Source organism: Aminobacter sp. P9b (assembly GCF_045345995.1).
Taxonomy (GTDB): Bacteria; Pseudomonadota; Alphaproteobacteria; order Rhizobiales; family Rhizobiaceae; genus Aminobacter; species Aminobacter niigataensis.
On sequence record NZ_CP150082.1, the window covers coordinates 3,563,964 to 3,581,907 of the forward strand.

A 17,944-nucleotide genomic window follows, 5' to 3' on the forward strand; every position below is an offset into this window, starting at 1 on the left:
TTTGCCAACGAAGTAAGGGCCGCGATCATCTCGCGGCCCTTACAAGATCAGACTAGGCCTTTCGTCAGCTCCAGCGCCTGGCGTTCGAACAGCCGGCGGTAGATGCCGCCGTCGAGGCGAACCAGTGCCTCGTGCCTGCCCTCCTCGACGATCTCGCCCCGATCGAAGACGAGCAGCCGGTCAAGCGCCCGCACCGTCGACAGCCGATGCGCGATGACCAGCGTCGTGCGTCCGACCATCAACCGCTCCATCGCCTCCTGGATCAGCACCTCCGACTCCGAATCGAGGCTGGACGTCGCCTCATCGAGAATCAGGACCGGTGCATCCGCCAGGAATGCCCGTGCGATTGCCACACGCTGGCGTTCGCCGCCCGACAGCTTGACGCCGCGTTCGCCGACCAGCGTGCCATAGCCCTTGGGCAGGCGCTGGATGAAATCATGCGCGCTGGCGAGTTTCGCCGCGTGTTCGATCTCAGCCTGCGTCGCGCCGGGCCGGGCATAGGCAATGTTCTCGGCCAGCGACCGGTGGAACAGGATCGGCTCCTGCTGGACAATCGCCAGTTGCGACCGCAGCGAGGACTGCGTCGTATTGGCGATATCCTGCCCATCGATCACGATCCGGCCGCTGCCAACGTCGTACAGACGTTGGATCAGCTTGACGAACGTCGTCTTGCCCGAACCCGAGTGACCGACAAGGCCGACACGTTCGCCCGGCTTGATCGACACCGAGAAGTCCCGGTACAGCGGCAGCGCGTGGGTGCCGTAGTGGAACGTCACGTTCTCGAACTCGATGCCGCCGTCGCGGATCTGGATCGGCCTGGCGCCGGGCCGGTCGGCGACGCCGAGCGGCTGGCCCTGGATGTCGACCAGTTCCTCCATGTCGTTGACCGAGCGCTGCAGGTTGCGGATGTGCATGCCAACGTCGCGCAGATAACCCTGCAGCAGGAAGAACGAGGTCAGCACGAAGGCGATGTCGCCAGCACTGGCCTGCCCGCCGGCCCACAGCATCAACGCAAAGCCGATGATCGCGGCGCGCAGCAGAACCAGGGTGACGTTCTGCGACGTGCCGTTGATCGTGCCGCGCATCCAGGTCCTCGCCGTGCGGTGGCGCCACTTGGCGATCACCTTGGCGAGCCGGCCTTCCTCGCGCTCTTCGGCGCCGAACGCCTTGACCACCGAGTTGCAGCTGACGGCATCGGCGAGCGAGCCGCCAAGCCGTGTGTCCCAGCTGTTGGCAAGGCTTGCGGCAGGAGCGACGAAGCCGAGCGACATCACCACCGTCTGCGCGATGAAGATCAGCGAGCCTGCGGCGATGATCAGGCCCATCATCGGCCAGTGCCAACCCAGCAGGATGGTCGATCCCAGCAGCATCACGATGGACGGCAGCAGTGCCACCAGCAGCGTGTCGTTGAGCAGGTCGAGCGCCCACATGCCGCGCGTCACCTTGCGCACCGTTGAGCCGGCGAAGCTGTTGGCATGCCAGTCAGTCGAAAAGCGCTGGACGCGGTGGAATGCGTCGTGAGCGATGTCCGACATCATCTTGAGCGTCAGCTCGATGATGCCGGCAAACGCGATGTGGCGGAATACCAGCGAACCCGAGGCCAGCGCCAGCAGCGTGAAGAACGCCGCCAAGGCCGCATCCCACGCCACCGCGTCGGTCGCGGCACCGCTGGCAACGGCGTCGATCAGCCGACCCGAATAGAGCGGCGTCAGCACGTCGGCCATCGTCGAAACGAGCACGGCAGCCGAGATGAGGACAAGCCGCACCGGTTGGTGCTTCCAGTGCCTGAAAGTGAATCCCAGAACGCTGCGGAAGGCGCCGCCGCGCAGGTCGATACGAAAACGAGCCATGATGTCATCGAGGCGCCGAAAACCGACGCCATCCCAATAGAATGAAGTGCAAAAGGCGCGACGAATAATTCTTATGGAATCAGGAAGTCGCGGTACGGCGGCGTCGGGAACAAAAGACGCCGAGGGCGGTTCGCGAGGTCAACGACCTCGGTTCGAACCTCGGGAGGACATGTCATGTTCTGGCATTCAGACCTCCCTGTTAGTGGCCGCGAAGGAGTTGCTTATAGCCGAGCATCGTTGCTTCGCCAAGTCCCGGTCTGGACCGAAGCCTGTTGTGCCAGAACAAGGGCTGAAATCGGTCCCCACTTGCGCAACAGATAAGTACATGCTTATCTCAAATCCATGAACGAATCTGACGTATTCCGCGCCCTGTCCGATCCCACCCGCCGTGCCGTTCTCGATCGGCTGACCGCGGGAGAGAAAAACGCGACGGAGTTGCGCGAAGGGCTGGAGATTTCGCAGCCGGCGATTTCGCAGCACATCGCCGTGCTGCGCCGCGCCGGGCTGATCAAGGAAGCGCGTGCCGGCAGGCACGTGAACTACAGCGTCAACCCCGACGGTCTGCGGCCGCTCTTCGACTGGCTCACCCGCTATCGCGGCTTCTGGCCGGATCGCGTCGAGCGACTGAAGACGCTGCTCAAGGAGATGGACCAATGACGGACACCCAGCGGCAGGAATCGAACGAGGACACCATCGTCGTCGAATGCGAGTTGGAAGCCACGCCGGAAAAGGTCTGGCGCGCGCTGACGGTGCCGGAATTCGTCGCAACCTGGCTCGACGTGCCGGCGGCGGACAAGGTCACCGCGGACACGACCGGCCCCGCCTATCGCATCATCGAGGCCCTACCCTTCTCGCGCGTACGTTACGCCTGGAACGATGCCACGGTGAGCGAGCCCGAGACCTACGTCACCTTCGATCTCGAAGCACAACCGGACGGCGGCACACGGTTCCGACTCACTCATAGCGTCGACCCCGTGAGAACCATCGCTGCGCCGGCGAATTCAAACAGCCCGCCCCTGATGCGCGCAGCCGCCTAAGTTCAAAAAACTCCATCGATGAAAGGAATCTCGCGCATGCGCGACACGATGCAACTCGTCCCCATGGTCGTCGAACAGTCGCCCCGCGGCGAGCGCTCCTTCGACATCTTTTCCCGACTGCTGCGCGAACGGATCGTTTTCCTCAACGGCGAGGTCGACGACAATTCGGCGTCGCTCATCTGCGCGCAGCTGCTGTTTCTCGAGTCGGAAAACCCGAACCGCGAAATCTCGTTCTACATCAACTCGCCCGGCGGCGTGGTGACCAGCGGTTTTGCCATCTACGACACGATGCAGTTCATCCGCTGCCCTGTTTCAACTTTGTGCATGGGCACGGCCGGCTCGATGGGCTCGTTCCTGCTGATGGCCGGCGCACCCGGCCGGCGCATCGCGCTTCCCAATGCCAGCGTGATCCTGCACCAGCCCTCCGGTGGCTTCCGCGGCCAGGCCTCCGACATCGAGCGCCATGCCGAGGACATTCTCAAGCTCAAGCGGCGCATGACCAGGCTCTACGCAGAACATTGCGGACGCACGGAGGAGGAAGTGACACGCGTGCTCGACCGCGACTTTTTCTTCACGGCGGAGGAAGCCAGGGATTGGGGCATCGTCGACCACGTCTATGACCGCCGCGAAATCGTGGAAGGCATTTCCGGGAAGTAGCTGGTTACACTGAGGCCGCAGCAGGCGCAGCCTGGACATGGCTCCGCGCGCGAACTCGGCGCGAAGCCAGCAACAGGACGAATGAAACGGCGAAGCAGTAAAAACCCATCGCCAAGATCTGGCCGGGATAGCTCACGCCGCCGTCGATCAGGAATCCGGTCAAACCCGGTCCGATTGCAGAGGCGAGCACCCCGGCGGCCACGATCAGTGCCCTGATCGAACCGAGGTGCTTCAGGCCGTAGACCTCGGGCCACACGGCGCCGAACAGCGTCGTCGACAAGCCGTTCGAAACGCCGAGCAGCGCCATGAAGCCGAAGGCACTCCACTGCGCTTCGACGACGCCCAGAAACAGGCAGGCGAACCCCAGCGGCAGCAACACGAAAGGCAGCAGCGACACGCCGGAAAAGCGGTCGATGAGTTGGCCGACCACCAGCGTGAATGCGGTATTGACCACCGCCGTCACCAGATAGGACGAAGCGAAGACCTCGAGCGACCAGCCCCGCAGCTCCACCAGATAGACCTGGTGGAAGAACAAGGTCGTCACGATCAGGCCCGGCGCCATGACGCCAAGCAGCAACACGTAGAAGATCGGATCGCGGACGACCTCGGCGCGCGTCCAGTCGCGCGCATCGACCCGGCGCGCCACGGGGTCCGATGAGCGCGGCTTGCGGTCCGTGGCAACCAGAAAGGCAACTGCCGGCACGGCGACAAGCGCCAGCACCGCTGCCGAAAGCAGCCAGCCGTTGCGCCAACCAACCGCAGCGGAGATCAGCACAAAACCCATCGGCAGGAAGGCGTCGCCGGCGTTGTGGCCGAGAATGACGGTCGAAAGCGCTCGTCCCCTTTGCGCCGAAAACCAGCGCGCGGTCGCCGTGTAGGCGGCATGCACCATCATGCCTTGGCCAAACAGGCGCAGCAGATAGATGGCCACGAACAACATCACGAGGTGCTGCGACAGCGCCATCGACGCGCTCGCGAGCGCCAGCATCGGAACGATGAACAGCGCCACGTTCCGCACGCTGTGGCGGTCGACGATCTGGCCGAGATACGGCAGGCTCAAGGCGCTGGCCAGTGTGGCGAACATGTAGAGCGTGCCGAATTCGCCATGCGACAGCCCGTAGTCGCGGCGGATGTCGCCGGCCGACAGCGCGACGAACGATGTCATGCCGAAGGTCGAAAAGAAGGTGAGCAAAAAACCGCCGGCCAGCCAGCGCGGGTTGTCTCGGACGAAGGCTATGTAAGTCACGTGCTCAGTCTATTCGTGAGTGGCCGGCTGCCGCGCCAGGCGCATATACATGCCGTCGTTCGAAACCTCGAAGCCGAATTTTTCGTAGAGGCTGTGCGCGTCTGAAGTTCGCAGCGAAAACCCGGTCACGCTGGCAAGTTCGGGATGATCGAGAAGAGCCTGGATCAGCTTCTTGCCGATGCCAAGCCCCCGCCGGTCGGGCCAGACGATGACGTCGGCGACATAGGCGAAGCAGGCATAGTCAGTAACGACGCGCGCGAACCCCACCTGCTCGCCATCGACATAGGCGCCCAGGCAGAGCGAGTTGGCAAAGGCCCGGCGATGAATCTCGTCGGTTCGGCCCTCGCCCCAGTAGCTCGCCTTGATGACCTCGGAGGTCTTGTCGAAGTCGATGCGCAACGCATCGAAACTGATCTCGACCTCAGCCATGAACCCCTCCGGTCTTCTGGTGGTTTTCAATTCACGTTCAGTGGCTTACCCGCGATCCCTGAATCGATTTGTGATCGGGTAGCGCCGGTCGCGGCCAAAGTTCTTCTTGGTGATCTTCACGCCTGGTGCCGCCTGCCGCCGCTTGTATTCGGCGATGTAGAGCAGGTGTTCGATGCGGTGGACAGTGTCGCGGTCGTGGCCGCGCGCCACGATCTCGTCGACCCCCATCTCGTTCTCGACCAGGCACTCCAGGATGTCGTCGAGCACGGGATAGGGCGGCAGCGAATCCTGGTCGGTCTGGTTGGGACGCAGTTCGGCGGAAGGCGCCTTGTCGATGATATTTTCAGGGATGACGATGCCCGAAGGCCCGAACGCGCCCGGCGGCACCTGGCTGTTGCGCCAGCGCGACAGCGCATAGACCTGCATCTTGTAGAGGTCCTTGATCGGGTTGAAACCGCCATTCATGTCGCCATACAGCGTGGCATAGCCGACCGACATCTCGCTCTTGTTGCCCGTCGTCACCACCATCGAGCCGAACTTGTTGGACACGGCCATCAGGATGGTACCGCGGGCGCGGCTCTGCAGGTTTTCCTCGGTGATACCTTCCTTGGTGCCTTCGAAAAGCTGCGTCAGCGCGTGCGAAAACCCGTCGACAGGCTCGTGGATCGGCACGATGTCATAACGGCAGCCGAGCGCCCGCGCGCAGTCCTCGGCGTCCTTCAGCGAATCGCTCGAGGTGTAGCGGTAAGGCATCATGATCGCCCGCAGACGCTCCTCGCCGAGCGCATCGACGGCGAGCGCTGCACAGATCGCCGAATCGATGCCGCCCGACAGGCCAAGCACGACGTTCTTGAACCCGTTCTTGTTGACGTAGTCGCGCAGACCCAGCATGCAGGCGCGATAATCGGCCTCTTCCCGTTCGGGGATCTTCGACATCGGGCCTTCGACGCAGGCCCAGCCTTCGTCGCCACGCCGCCACAGCGTCATAGCCACCGTCTCTTCGAACTGGCTCATCTGGAACGCCAGCGAATGGTCGGCATTGATGGCAAAGGAAGCGCCGTCGAACACCAGCTCGTCCTGGCCCCCGAGTTGATTGGCGTAGAGCAGCGGCAGGCCGCTCTCGATCACCTGGCGGATCGCCACCTGGTGGCGCACATCCATCTTGGCGCGGTAGTAGGGCGAGCCGTTCGGCACGAGCAGGATCTCGGCACCGCTTTCGGCCAGCGTCTCGCAGACACCGAGTTCGCCCCAGATGTCCTCGCAGATCGGGATGCCCAGGCGCACGCCGCGGAAATTGACCGGCCCGGGCATGTCGGGACCGGCCTGGAAAACGCGCTTCTCGTCGAATTCGCCGTAGTTGGGCAGATCCACCTTGAAACGCTCGGCAATGACCTTGCCGCCATCTGCGACGATGATCGCATTATGCACGCCGCTCTTGCGCTTGAGCGGCACCCCGATGATGACTCCGGGGCCGTTGTCGGCGGTGTCCTTGGCGAAATCCTCGGCCGCACGCTCGCAAGCCGCGAGGAAGGCCGGCTTGAGCACCAGGTCTTCCGGCGGATAACCAGCCAGGAACAGTTCGGTGAACAGCACGAGATCGGCACCCTGGCGCGCCGCATCGGCGCGTGCCTCGCGCGCCTTGGCGAGATTGCCTGCGATGTCGCCTACCGTCGGGTTGAGCTGGGCAACAGCGATGCGGAGGACGTCGGGGATCGATTTTTTCGTCATGTCAGCGATTTAGCCTGCGTATCGGTGGGGGGCAATGGCGATCGATTGGACCATCATTCGCCCATATAGGAGCGGAGTTCGTCGGCCGAGTGGTTGACCCCGATCGACATCGACAGGATGCGCGAGATATGCGCTCGCGGCAGCTTGGTCGCCGCCGCCCATTCGTTGATCTGGGCCTGCACCTTGGCCAAATCTTTCTTCGACGTCGCCGCTTCGCCGATATCGAGACCCGCATCCCGCAGCGCCAGGATCATATCCTGCGACAGGATGAACGTGTCCCACCCCAGCCAGCGCAACAGGTAGCGCCCGGTATTGCCGCCGAGACGGCTGCCGTGCTTGCCAAGATAGGCGGTGAGCCCAACCTGGTCGTCGACAGGCCAGGCAGCCAGGAAGTTGCCGAAGCCGCCATGCTCCTTCGATACGTGCTCGACGAAGGCCGCATTGTCGCGCACCGAGCGGATTTTCTGTGGATTGCGCACGATGCGCTTGTCCGAAGCCAGCTCGTGCCAGAAATCGTCGGGCTGGAACAACAGCCGCTTCGGCTCGAAGCCCAGGAAGGCTTCCTCGAATCCGGGCCATTTCTGTTCGATGACCCGCCACACGAAACCGGCGGCGAAGACCCGCTCGGCCATGGTGGCGAGGATGCGGTCGTCAGTGATTTTGGCGAGTGCTGCATTGTCGGCGGCCGGGCCAAGCAATGATTTGAGCACCGCCTCGCCGCCCTTGCGTTCGGCAGCCCGCGCCATGATCTTGGCAAAGTTCATCGTTGTTTCCTCCTCGCCCGGATTCTGGCGCCGCCTGCGAATATCTTCTTATATGGATTTGCGGCTGCCAAGCAGGCGCCTTCACCGTGCCGTCACCCACAAGGCCGAAATAGAAATCATGGCTCCGCACGAAAAGCTCGACGAGATCCGTTTCCGGGAGATCATCCTGCTGCGCGACGGGAGCCGCGCAGTCGCCAAACCTGTCCGGCGCATTGTTGCTCCCGTCACCGGAGAGCCGCCTGCTCCATGATCGACACGATTCATAACCTCGTCGAACGCTTCGGGCTGTTGGCGGTGTTCATCGGCTGCATGGCCGAGGGCGAAAGCGTTGCCGTCCTCGGCGGCTTTTTTGCCCATCAGGAGATATTCGCACCTTGGCAGGCCTTTGCCACGGCGTCGGCCGGCGCCTTTCTCGGCGACACGCTGTTTTTCGTGCTGGGACGCCGTTTCTCGAACCACAAGTGGGTACGATTGCTGCGGCGACGGCCGGGCTTCAGCCACGCCTACCGGATGGTGCAGTCCCATCCGAATCTCTTTGTTCTGGCCAACCGCTATATCTACGGCATGCGGCTGGCCGGCGGCATCGCCGCCGGACTGTCGCGCATTCCCGTTGTCGTCTTCCTTGCGTTGAACGCGCTGTCCGCGCTTGTCTGGGCAGCGCTGTTCGTCAGTCTGGGATATGTCTTCGGCCTCGGTGCCGAACACATCATCGGCGATGCACTCAAAGGACACCAGCGCCTGCTGATCGGGCTTGCCATCGGCGTGGCAGTGGCCGTCGCCGCCTGGCTGCTCGCCCGTCATGTCGCGAAAAAGGAACCGCGCGAATAGGCTTCAGCCGATACCGAGTTCGCGGTCGCCGCGATCCAGGATCAGTGGAATGATCAGGTCTTCCTCATCGTCGAGATGCCGGGTCAGCATGGCCACCAGCCGCGCATTCTCGTCGGCATAGGCATCCGCCGCAAAGCGCTGCCTGTCTTCGCTTTCCTTGAGCGCACGAAGAAAGGCGCTTGCCGTCTCCGCATTGCGTTCCAATGCCTCGTGGATCAGGTGATGGTCGGCGTCGAGGATCTCGAAGCCGCGCTTCAGGCGTTTCTCGGCATTGGCGAAAACAGGGAAATAGTGGTGATCCTCGACATTGTGGTGCCCGTCGAGATTGCCGAGAAAGTAGTTGAGGCGTGGTGCGAACCAGCGCGCAAAGCCCTGCGCATCCAGCCTGCCCTCGCGATAGTCGCCGATGCCGCCGGTCAGCGTACCGCCCAGTTCGCGGAACATGTCGTGGCGCTGTAGCCACATCGACGCCATGCCGTGCACGTTGTCGTGGGCCTGCCAATCCTCCCGCGGGTACTTTTCGACCAGCCAGCGCAGATCATCCGGCAAGCCTGCGCGCGTTTCGAGATGATGTATATCGGCTTGGTCGGCCATGTCGGTCTCCTTTGGTAACCGACATATGGGTATGCTTTCCTCAGATCGGAAGGCCGAGCAGACGCTCGACAATCGCGAAGCTCCAGACGCCGAGCACGATCACGATCGAGATCAGCACGGCGAGCGAACCGCAGTCCTTGGCAAGCTGGATGTCGATATTGAACTCGCGGCTGACCGCATCGCAAGTCGCCTCGATGCCGGTGTTGAGCACCTCGACGGTGATCAGGAAAAGGATCGAGCCGATCAGTAGCGCATAGCCGCTCCAGGTCGCGGCCACGAACCAGCCGAGCGGCAGTGCTGCAACCAGCAGCATGATCTCCTGCTGGAATGCCGCTTCGGTGCGGATCAACCGCGAGAACGCCCGCACCGAATTCTGGAAAGCCTTGACCAGCCGATCCATGAAATGCCCTTTCAGCTCAATCGAAGGGGCATCATTTAGCCGCTCGGCGATCAGTCGAACAGATAGGAATCGTTGGCAAAGAAGCCATGATCGACCGAATCGTGCACGCGACGCCCTTTTGCGCCCTCGCCTGCCGCCCCATAGGCAAAGAAGATCGGCATCAGATGCTCGTCGGTGGGATGGTTCTCCGACGGATACGGTGCCTTTTGCTTCCAATGGAGGATCGCATCGGTGTCGCCCGACACAAGCTTTTCGGCGAACCAATCGGTGAAGGCCTTCACCTTGCCGGCCAGCACGGGGTCGGCCTCAGCACCGTGCCTCAGCGTCGAGAAATAGGCGCGCAGATTGTGGGTGACGTGACCCGAGCCAATCAGCAGCACACCTTCTTCACGCAACGGCGCCAGCGCCTTGCCGATGGCATAGTGCCAGGCTGCGTCACGGTTCGGATCGATCGACACCTGCACGATCGGAATGTCGGCATCGGGGAAGGCAAGTTTCATCGGCGTCCAGGTGCCGTGGTCATAGCCGCGCTTCTCATAGGTGTGCGGTTTCAGACCGGCAGCCTCGAGCATGCCGAAAACCTTCGTCGCCAGTGCCGGTTCGCCCGCGGCGGGATAGACCATCTTGTAGAGTTCCGGGGCAAAGCCGCCGAAGTCATAGATCATGCCGGGCTTGGGATCGGTCACCACCGCGACACCGTCGGTCTCGAAATGCGCCGAAACGACGACGATCGCCTTCGGCTTCGGCATCAGGTCCGAGACGGTTTCGAGATAATGGCGCGCCGGCGTGTCGGCCAAAACGATGTCCGGGCCGCCATGCGAGATGAAGAGTGTGGGCAACGAGTTCATTTTCTTTCTCCTTGCTCCAGATATACGCCTCGCAGGCCGCTTCGAGCAGACCTCCGCCGAGCGACGAAGCGTTCACCTATTGTGAACGGCAGGGGCGCGACTGTTCAATCAGCTGCGATCGCAACCTCCGGAGACGATCGCTCATATCGGGGCAAGCCATCATTGATCTCGTAATAGGCGGCCTTCTGGCCGACGAAGATGTGGCAGGAACCGACAAGCCCGTCGGCGGCGTCGAACAAGCCCGCCATGATCGAGATGTCCGGCTCGCTATGCGCCTTCCAGAACAGCAGCGACCCGCAACGGCTACAGAAGCCGCGCCGGGCGAAATCCGAGGCCGCATACCAGGTGATGTGCTCGCTGCCCTGTACCTCCAGTTCACCATCGGCAACGCTGGTCGCCGCATAAAAATGCCCGCTCTGCTTCCGGCATTGGCTGCAATGGCAATAGACCACACCGCGCAGCAGGCCCGTCGTAGTAAACCGCACGGCCCCGCACAGGCATGACCCTTTGTTCGACTTGTCCATTTCCTGCTCCTCCATGGCCACATCCAGATTGGTCCTGAACAAGAGGCGATGCGTGAGAGTTTGCGACATCGAACATGCTGCCGAGGTCTTGGCGGCATCCGCCGGCAGGAAAATACACCCTGTGGTAGAAAAATGAACGCAACATCGCTGCAAATTAAGGAAACCTTAGCCAGCCTAAATTAGAGGTCGATAGAAGTGATGAGCGCAGAGGGGACCTGCGTCGTTGCAAGCACTCTCATCTCGCCGCTCGCCCCCCGACCGGTCGCCCGCCAGCGCTTTGCCGGCATGGAAGCGACCGTTTGGCCAACTGAAACGGGACATACATGCATTCTGCAGCCGCCCCGACAGACCGAGGCAATGATATTGCGAGCAGTGTCGTGGCGACGATGGCCCAGATGGGAGTCATCGGCCTGCCGCGCAACTACGAGATCTTCTATGAAGCGCTGACCGGCACCAACCCGGCGCTCAGCCTCGAAGTCATCGCACTCGGCAATCGTCCGACCCAGGACCAGTTGGACCTCATCGGCCGGAAGTTCTTCGCCCAGAATCATGGCCAGGGCATCGTCGAACACGCACGCGATATTCTGGCGCGTGAGCTTGAAGGCGTCGCCAGCCTGCTCCGGAACGAGCGAAGCCATCTGGAACGCTACGGCAAGGTGCTCGACGAAACGTCCAGCGGGTTGAACAGCCGCACGGCGATGTCGCAGGAACTGCTGCAGAAGATCGTCGGCGTCATGTCCGTCGCCACCGCCTCGACCATAGATCACGGCAAGCAGGTGGCGAGCACGCTCGGCGACAAGTCGAGCGAACTCGAGAGCGTCAAGTCGAAGCTCGAAGAGTACAAGAAGCTCGCCGACACCGACCCTCTTACCCATATCTGGAATCGCCGCGCCTTCGACCGAAGGATCGCCAGGATCTACAACGACAACAAGGGCATCCTGTTCAGTGCCCTGATCCTCGCCGACATCGATCGTTTCAAGGACATCAATGACCGGCACGGCCATCCCGTCGGCGACAAGATCCTGCGGATCATCGCCGACATCTTCCAGTCGAGCGTCCATCGCGACATGTTCGTTGCCCGCACCGGCGGCGAGGAGTTCGCGCTGATCGTCGAGGGCACCACCGAGGAAGCCACCTTCGAGATCGCCGATCGGGTTCGCCTGCTGGTTGCGCAGACGCAACTCAAGGAAATCCAGCCCGGCGTCAACTGCGGCCAGGTGACGGTTTCAATGGGCGTTTGCATGGCCTCTGATGCCGAAAGCGCGGAAGACCTCTACGCCAAGGCAGACCGCGCGCTCTACCGTTCCAAGCTGATCGGCCGCAATCGCGTCACCCGTTATTCGACGATCGCCGAGCGCCAGGGCAAGAACTGGATGCTGTACAAGAAGGACTGATCGCTTCGTCAAAGGCCTTTCCATATGAATTTTGATGGACTATATTTTCCAGAGAAATGGAAAGACCAATGCGAAGCCATCAAAATCCAGCGCCATCGGCCACACAAAGCACCGTCATCACCAAGGCGACGTTGCGCGCCGCCGACATGCTGGGCATCACCGCCAAGGCCCTCTCCGCCGTCATCGGCGTCTCAGAGGCCACGGTTTCAAGGATGCGCAAGCAGGAATTCGCCCTGGAAGCCGGTAGCAAGCCGTTCGAACTCGCCGTCCTGTTCGTCCGCCTGTTCCGCTCGCTCGACGCCATAGTCGGTGGCGACGAGTCGGTCGCTCGGGCCTGGCTACGCAACGACAACACGGCGCTCGGCGCCACGCCAAGCGAGAAGATCGCAACCATATCCGGGCTCGTCGATGTCATTGCCTACCTGGACGCCCGCCGCGCTCTCGTCTGAGGCGCGTGCGCTCGAAGGCCGCTGCTGGCGGCTGGTCGAGGCCCAGCATCGCGTATCCACCTTGAAGCTCGTCGACGACCTCGACGAGCAGGCACTGCTCGAGGAACTCGTCGAGGCGACCAAGCCGATCGTGCCGGTCGAATGCCGCAAGCTGCACTATCTGCTGGCAACGCCGTTTCGCTACGGCTCGAACTATCCCACCGGATCGCGCTTCCGCCGCGCCGGCAAGTCGCTCGGTGTCTACTACGCCGCCGAGAAGGTGCAGACTGCCGTCGCCGAAATGGCTTTCTATCGCCTGCTGTTCTTTTCGGAATCGCCCGACACGCCCTGGCCCAGCGACGCGGCCGAGTACACCGCCTTCTCGGCGAGCATCAAAGCCGCCGGCGTGACCGACCTCACCTTGCCGCCACTGCTAAGTGATGCGCCTGCCTGGACGCATCCGACCGACTATGCCGCTTGCCAGCAACTGGCCGACGCCGCGCGCGAGGCCGGCATCGAGGCCATCCGCTATCGCTCGGTGCGTGATCCCCAAGGTGGCGCCAACCTCGCCTTGCTCACCTGTCGCACATTTTCTAAACCGGCCCCCGTCGAGCGGCAGACATGGCGCATCCGCTTGGGGCCGTCGGGCGTCCAGGCAATCTGCGAATTCCCGGAGCGGCGCATCGGTTTCGATCGCGAAAGCTTCGCTGGCGATCCGCGTCTCAAGGACATGCGCTGGGTCCGCAAATGAAAAAGGCGCCGGTCGAAACCGGCGCCTTCTTGATCGATTGAACGCGTCTACGGATCAGGCGTTGACGGCCTTTTTCTCCGGGGTCGGCGCGCTTTTCCTGAGCTGTTCCGAAACCAGGAAGGCGAGTTCGATCGCCTGGTCGGCGTTGAGGCGCGGATCGCAATGAGTGTGGTAGCGATCCTGCAGTTCGTCCGCCGTGATGGCGCGCGCGCCACCCGTGCATTCGGTGACGTTCTTGCCGGTCATCTCGACATGGATACCGCCTGGGTGCGTGCCCTCGGAGCGGTGGATGTCGAAGAAGCTCTGCACTTCGCTGAGGATGCGGTCGAACGGGCGCGTCTTGTAGCCGGCAGCCGTGATCGTGTTGCCATGCATCGGATCGCACGACCAGACGACCTTGCGGCCTTCTTTCTCGACGGCGCGGATCAGCTTCGGCAGGTGATCGCCGACCTTGTCGTTGCCGAAGCGAGCGATCAGCGTCAGGCGGCCGGCCTCGTTGTCCGGGTTCAATTGGTCGATCAGCTTGAGCAGGTTGTCCGGGGTGATCGACGGGCCGCACTTGAGGCCGAGCGGGTTCTTCACCCCACGGCAGTACTCGACATGGGCGTGGTCGACCTGGCGGGTGCGGTCTCCGATCCACAGCATGTGGCCCGACGTTGCGTACCAGTCGCCCGAGGTCGAGTCGACGCGCGTCAGCGCCTGCTCGAAGCCAAGCAGAAGGGCTTCATGGCTGGTGTAGAAGTCGGTCTCGCGCAGCGCGTAGTTGGTCTCCGAGGTGATGCCGACGGCCTTCATGAAGTCCATCGTCTCGGTGATGCGGTTGGCCAGCGCCTCGTAACGCTCGCCCTGCGGGCTGTTGGAGACGAAGCCGAGCATCCACTGGTGCACGTTCTCAAGGCTGGCGTAGCCGCCCTGAGCGAAGGCGCGCAGAAGGTTAAGCGTCGCCGCCGACTGGCGGTAAGCCATCTCCTGGCGTGCCGGATCGGGCACGCGTGACTTCTCGTCGAAGCCCGGGCCGTTGATGATGTCGCCGCGATAGCTCGGCAGCGTCACGTCGCCCTTGGTCTCGTTGTCGGACGAACGCGGCTTGGCGAACTGGCCGGCAATACGGCCGACCTTCACCACCGGCTGCGCGCCGGCGAAGGTCAGTACGACCGACATCTGCAGGAAGACGCGGAAGAAGTCGCGGATGTTGTCCGCGCCATGTTCGACGAAGCTTTCGGCGCAATCGCCGCCCTGAAGCAGGAAGGCTTGGCCATTGGCGACGGCGGCGAGCTGCTTTTTCAGCTTTCGCGCTTCACCTGCAAAAACCAAGGGGGGAAAGGTTGCGAGACGAGCTTCCGTTTCCGCGAGCGCCGCAGCATCCGGATAAGCCGGGACCTGCTGGATCGGCATGCTTCTCCAGGAATTCGGTGACCATTTCGTCATGTTCGCACCTAAAAAGTTCGCTAACGGGCACCTCACCCGCGCCATAGCCCGCCATTGCGGGAACGCGGCTCTTTACACGATGAGGAGCCGCTATACTACCCCGTATCCGGCGTGAGATCGAACCCAAGGTTGCGTGCCGTCTGGCACGCGCGCTCAACCGTCGATCCGAACACCGTCCTTCACGAGATAGGTAGGCTTGTACATGGTCACAAGTTCTTCCGCCGCAGTCGGATGAACCGCCATCGTGCGGTCGAAATCGTCCTTGGTGAGTCCCGCCTTGAGCGTGATGCCGAGCAGCTGCGCCATCTCGCCGGCATCGGGGCCCAGCACGTGAGCCCCCAGCACCAGACGAGTGTCGCCGTCGACAACCAGCTTCATCAGCATCTTTTCCTGCCTTCCCGACAGCGTATGGCGCATCGGGCGGAAGCTGGTGCGGTAGATCTCGAGGTGCTTGAACCTTTTGGCCGCCTCGTCCTCGGAGAGGCCGACGGTACCGATCTCGGGCTGCGAGAACACTGCCGTGGCCACGCAATCGTGATCGGGCTCGGTCGGGTTGTTCTTGAACGCCGTCTCGACGAAGCACATCGCCTCGTGAATCGCGACCGGGGTAAGCTGAACGCGGTTGGTAACGTCGCCGACGGCCCAGATGTTCTGCACATTGGTCCGCGAAAAACGGTCGACGACGATGGCGCCCTGCTTGTCCATCTCAACGCCGGCAGCTTCGAGGCCAAGATTTTCGGTGTTGGGCGTGCGGCCGATGGCCAGCATGACCTGATCGACGGTCAGCACCTCGCCGGTGTTGAGACGCGCATCGAGGCGCCCGTCGGCCCGCTTGACGACCTCCTCCGAGACTGCCGGGCACAGGATGCGGATGCCCTTTGAGACCATCGTGTCGTGCAGTGTGCGCCGGAGATCCATGTCGAAGCGGCTGAGGATTTCCTTGCCGCGATAGACCAGAGTCGTCTCGACGCCGAGGCCATGGAAAATGTTGGCGAATTCGACGGCGATGTAGCCGCCGCCCTCGATCATGATCGCCTTGGGCAATTCGGGAAGGTCGAAAACCTCGTTCGAATAGATGCAGTGCTCATGGCCGGGAAGCGCCGGATGCGCGGCAGCCCGCCCGCCCGTGCCAATCAGGATCTGGTCGGCGGTAACGGTCCGGTCTTCCGCCTCGATCCAGATGGTATGGCTATCTACAAGCACGGCCCGAGAATGAAACGTCTCGCCGCCCGAACCTTCGACATTGCGTTTGTAGATCGCCTCGAGCCGCGAAATCTCGCGCTCCTTGTTGGCAACCAGTTTCGACCAGTCGAACTTGGCTTCGCCGACAGTCCAGCCATAGCCGGCCGCATCCTCGAAATGTTCGGGAAACTGCGAGGCGTAGACATAGAGCTTCTTGGGCACACAACCGCGGATGACGCAGGTGCCGCCGAAGCGGAACTCCTCGGCCAGCGCGACACGTTTGCCAAGTGCCGCCGCAACTCGCGCCGCGCGCACCCCACCGGAGCCACCACCTATGACGAAGAGGTCGTAGTCATACTGAGCCATGATGGTCCTTCCAGCGGTCGGAGCGCGGGTGTCTCCGATGTCGTTTGAACAGCGTATTCCGTGCGCCGAAACCGTTTTTTCGATTGCCGGCTGAAGCGCTGCGATTTGGTGCGTCACAGGTAGTGGCAGAGGCACCAAAAGAAAAGCCCGACAACTGCCGGGCTTTTGGATCGTGACCGTTGGTCGCGGAGGATTACTTCTTGGGCGCTTCCGGGGCTGCGCCCTCGGCTGCCGGAGCCTTCGTGCCGGCAACGGCCTTGAGCTTCTCGCCGACCTGCTGGGCCAGATCGCGAGCGATGCCGTTCTGCCAGATATCGGCGGCCTTGACCAATTCGCGCGAAGCGATCGGGCCGCTCTCGATCAGCTTTTTGCCGGCTTCGGAATTGTAGAAGGCAGCGATGTCGTTGAGGTTCTGCTCGGAGAAGGCCTTGGCATAGGCAAGCGCCGATTCTTTTTCGAGATCAGCGCGGCGCGAAGCGAGCGCCAGCGTGTTCTCGTCCACCGTCTGGGTGATCAGTTCCTGCATGTCCGGGTTCTGCTGGATCAGCTGCTGCTTCAGAGCTGCAGCCGCCTGCGGCAGGATCCCGTCGAAGGAATCCGTGGCGTGGATCGCCGCGATGGCGGCATGGGCCGCCTTGAGATGGGATTCGCCGATCTCCTGGGCCTGGGCCGAGAACGCGATCGCCGCGAATGCCGAAGCCGCCACCATGACGGAGAAGCCGCGAAGCCGGTTTGTCAAAATCATGATGAATAGAACTCCTGTTTAGCGGGTCGGATGGACGGTCTTGACACCGTCTGTGCCGGCGATGACGGCAACGGTGGCCAAGCCGAGAAAGAGGCCATGCTCCACGACGCCGGGGATGGCGTGCAGGGCATCAGAAAGCGCTCTTGTATCGGGAATGCGGCCAAAAGATGCATCGATAATGAAATGTCCACCGTCGGTTACGAAGGTCTCGCCGCCTGTCTTTCGCACTACCAGCGGCCCGGAGAGACCGAGTTTTGCCGCGGCCTTGGCGATGGCGATTTCGGTGGCCTTGAGGCCGAACGGATTGACTTCGATCGGCAGAGGGAAGCGCCCAAGGGCGTCGACCAGCTTGGTCTGGTCGGCGATGACCACCATGCGCGCCGAAGCGGCGGCCACGATCTTCTCGCGCAGCAACGCGCCGCCACCGCCCTTGACCAGCGAAAGCGCCGGGTCGATCTCGTCGGCACCGTCGATGGTGAGGTCGAGTTCAGGCGTTTCGTCGAGCGTCGACAGCGGCACCGACAATTCGCGGCACAGGGCGGCAGTGCGCTCGGAGGTCGGCACGCCGATCACCTTCATGCCGGCTGCAACCTTTTCGGCAAGTAGCCTGACGAACTCTTCGGCCGTCGAACCCGTACCGATGCCGAGGCGCATTCCGCTCTCGACATAGCCCAAGGCGGCGCGTGCCGCCTCGATCTTCAAAGCCTTGGCATCCATGATTTGTTCGCAAAATCCTCGAATTCAG

General features: G+C 62.5%; 21 protein-coding genes. 8 read left to right on the forward strand and 13 right to left on the reverse strand.

Annotated features, from left to right (window positions below; translation table 11 throughout):
* Positions 1 to 47: 47 nt before the first annotated feature.
* A complete protein-coding gene (locus WHT83_RS17520; RefSeq protein ID WP_108607936.1) occupies positions 48 to 1,850 on the reverse strand; it encodes an ABC transporter ATP-binding protein in 1,803 nt (600 codons plus the stop codon).
* A gap of 342 nt (positions 1,851 to 2,192) precedes the next feature.
* Here WHT83_RS17520 and WHT83_RS17525 point away from each other — a divergent pair, with 342 nt between their 5' ends.
* The 3 genes from WHT83_RS17525 to WHT83_RS17535 are packed head-to-tail and all read left to right on the forward strand — an operon-like array spanning position 2,193 to position 3,544.
* Positions 2,193 to 2,507, forward strand: coding sequence for an ArsR/SmtB family transcription factor (locus WHT83_RS17525; RefSeq protein WP_406871873.1), 315 nt, complete (start codon positions 2,193 to 2,195; stop codon positions 2,505 to 2,507).
* A complete protein-coding gene (locus tag WHT83_RS17530) occupies positions 2,504 to 2,887 on the forward strand; it encodes an SRPBCC domain-containing protein (protein WP_108607934.1) in 384 nt (127 codons plus the stop codon). The genes WHT83_RS17525 and WHT83_RS17530 overlap by 4 nt, the downstream gene beginning before the upstream one ends.
* Positions 2,888 to 2,923: 36 nt before the next feature.
* Complete coding sequence (locus tag WHT83_RS17535) at positions 2,924 to 3,544, forward strand: ATP-dependent Clp protease proteolytic subunit (protein ID WP_108607933.1); 621 nt, start codon at positions 2,924 to 2,926, stop codon at positions 3,542 to 3,544.
* A 4-nt stretch (positions 3,545 to 3,548) separates the two neighbouring features.
* Here the strand turns inward: WHT83_RS17535 and WHT83_RS17540 are convergent, their stop codons facing one another.
* The 4 genes from WHT83_RS17540 to WHT83_RS17555 are packed head-to-tail and all read right to left on the reverse strand — an operon-like array spanning position 3,549 to position 7,711.
* Positions 3,549 to 4,790: an MFS transporter gene (locus tag WHT83_RS17540; protein ID WP_406871874.1), complete on the reverse strand. Its 1,242-nt coding sequence runs from the start codon at positions 4,788 to 4,790 to the stop codon at positions 3,549 to 3,551.
* A 9-nt stretch (positions 4,791 to 4,799) separates the two neighbouring features.
* Complete coding sequence (locus tag WHT83_RS17545; RefSeq protein WP_406871875.1) at positions 4,800 to 5,219, reverse strand: GNAT family N-acetyltransferase; 420 nt, start codon at positions 5,217 to 5,219, stop codon at positions 4,800 to 4,802.
* 45 nt (positions 5,220 to 5,264) lie between these two features.
* Entirely contained in the window at positions 5,265 to 6,947 is a 1,683-nt protein-coding gene (locus tag WHT83_RS17550; RefSeq protein ID WP_406871876.1) for an NAD+ synthase, read from the reverse strand.
* 53 nt (positions 6,948 to 7,000) lie between these two features.
* Positions 7,001 to 7,711, reverse strand: a complete 711-nt coding sequence (locus WHT83_RS17555) for a DNA-3-methyladenine glycosylase I (RefSeq protein WP_406871877.1) — start codon at positions 7,709 to 7,711, stop codon at positions 7,001 to 7,003.
* On the opposite strand from WHT83_RS17555, the gene WHT83_RS17560 reads away from it, so the two are divergent.
* Both WHT83_RS17560 and WHT83_RS17565 read left to right on the forward strand, forming a co-directional pair.
* Positions 7,692 to 7,961, forward strand: coding sequence for a hypothetical protein (locus WHT83_RS17560; protein ID WP_406871878.1), 270 nt, complete (start codon positions 7,692 to 7,694; stop codon positions 7,959 to 7,961). The genes WHT83_RS17555 and WHT83_RS17560 overlap by 20 nt on opposite strands.
* Positions 7,958 to 8,539: a DedA family protein gene (locus WHT83_RS17565; RefSeq protein WP_406871879.1), complete on the forward strand. Its 582-nt coding sequence runs from the start codon at positions 7,958 to 7,960 to the stop codon at positions 8,537 to 8,539. The genes WHT83_RS17560 and WHT83_RS17565 overlap by 4 nt, the downstream gene beginning before the upstream one ends.
* Positions 8,540 to 8,542: 3 nt before the next feature.
* On the opposite strand, the gene WHT83_RS17570 is transcribed toward WHT83_RS17565, so the two are convergent.
* The 4 genes from WHT83_RS17570 to WHT83_RS17585 form a co-directional block, all read right to left on the reverse strand.
* On the reverse strand, positions 8,543 to 9,133 hold the full coding sequence (locus WHT83_RS17570) for a hemerythrin domain-containing protein (RefSeq protein ID WP_318761525.1): 591 nt from the start codon (positions 9,131 to 9,133) through the stop codon (positions 8,543 to 8,545).
* 40 nt (positions 9,134 to 9,173) lie between these two features.
* Complete coding sequence (locus WHT83_RS17575; protein WP_318761524.1) at positions 9,174 to 9,533, reverse strand: diacylglycerol kinase; 360 nt, start codon at positions 9,531 to 9,533, stop codon at positions 9,174 to 9,176.
* Between the two features lie 50 nt (positions 9,534 to 9,583).
* Positions 9,584 to 10,381, reverse strand: a complete 798-nt coding sequence (locus WHT83_RS17580) for a class III extradiol ring-cleavage dioxygenase (protein ID WP_183260777.1) — start codon at positions 10,379 to 10,381, stop codon at positions 9,584 to 9,586.
* A 104-nt stretch (positions 10,382 to 10,485) separates the two neighbouring features.
* Positions 10,486 to 10,905, reverse strand: a complete 420-nt coding sequence (locus WHT83_RS17585) for a GFA family protein (RefSeq protein WP_406871880.1) — start codon at positions 10,903 to 10,905, stop codon at positions 10,486 to 10,488.
* 323 nt (positions 10,906 to 11,228) lie between these two features.
* On the opposite strand from WHT83_RS17585, the gene WHT83_RS17590 reads away from it, so the two are divergent.
* From WHT83_RS17590 to WHT83_RS17600, 3 genes are all read left to right on the forward strand, one after another.
* Complete coding sequence (locus tag WHT83_RS17590; protein ID WP_183260772.1) at positions 11,229 to 12,299, forward strand: GGDEF domain-containing protein; 1,071 nt, start codon at positions 11,229 to 11,231, stop codon at positions 12,297 to 12,299.
* A gap of 68 nt (positions 12,300 to 12,367) precedes the next feature.
* Complete coding sequence (locus tag WHT83_RS17595) at positions 12,368 to 12,748, forward strand: antitoxin Xre/MbcA/ParS toxin-binding domain-containing protein (protein WP_406871881.1); 381 nt, start codon at positions 12,368 to 12,370, stop codon at positions 12,746 to 12,748.
* Complete coding sequence (locus WHT83_RS17600; RefSeq protein WP_108607921.1) at positions 12,708 to 13,478, forward strand: RES family NAD+ phosphorylase; 771 nt, start codon at positions 12,708 to 12,710, stop codon at positions 13,476 to 13,478. Before WHT83_RS17595 ends, WHT83_RS17600 begins: the two co-directional genes overlap by 41 nt.
* 54 nt (positions 13,479 to 13,532) lie before the next feature.
* Here the strand turns inward: WHT83_RS17600 and WHT83_RS17605 are convergent, their stop codons facing one another.
* From WHT83_RS17605 to rpiA, 4 genes are all read right to left on the reverse strand, one after another.
* On the reverse strand, positions 13,533 to 14,906 hold the full coding sequence (locus tag WHT83_RS17605; protein WP_108607920.1) for a class II 3-deoxy-7-phosphoheptulonate synthase: 1,374 nt from the start codon (positions 14,904 to 14,906) through the stop codon (positions 13,533 to 13,535).
* A 153-nt stretch (positions 14,907 to 15,059) separates the two neighbouring features.
* Positions 15,060 to 16,454, reverse strand: a complete 1,395-nt coding sequence (gor, locus tag WHT83_RS17610; protein WP_406871882.1) for a glutathione-disulfide reductase — start codon at positions 16,452 to 16,454, stop codon at positions 15,060 to 15,062.
* Positions 16,455 to 16,647: 193 nt separating this feature from the next.
* Positions 16,648 to 17,199, reverse strand: a complete 552-nt coding sequence (locus WHT83_RS17615) for a DUF2059 domain-containing protein (RefSeq protein WP_108607918.1) — start codon at positions 17,197 to 17,199, stop codon at positions 16,648 to 16,650.
* A gap of 18 nt (positions 17,200 to 17,217) precedes the next feature.
* Positions 17,218 to 17,916 (reverse strand): ribose-5-phosphate isomerase RpiA, encoded by a 699-nt coding sequence (rpiA, locus tag WHT83_RS17620; RefSeq protein ID WP_406871883.1) that lies wholly within the window; start codon positions 17,914 to 17,916, stop codon positions 17,218 to 17,220.
* Between the last annotated feature and the right edge of the window lie 28 nt (positions 17,917 to 17,944).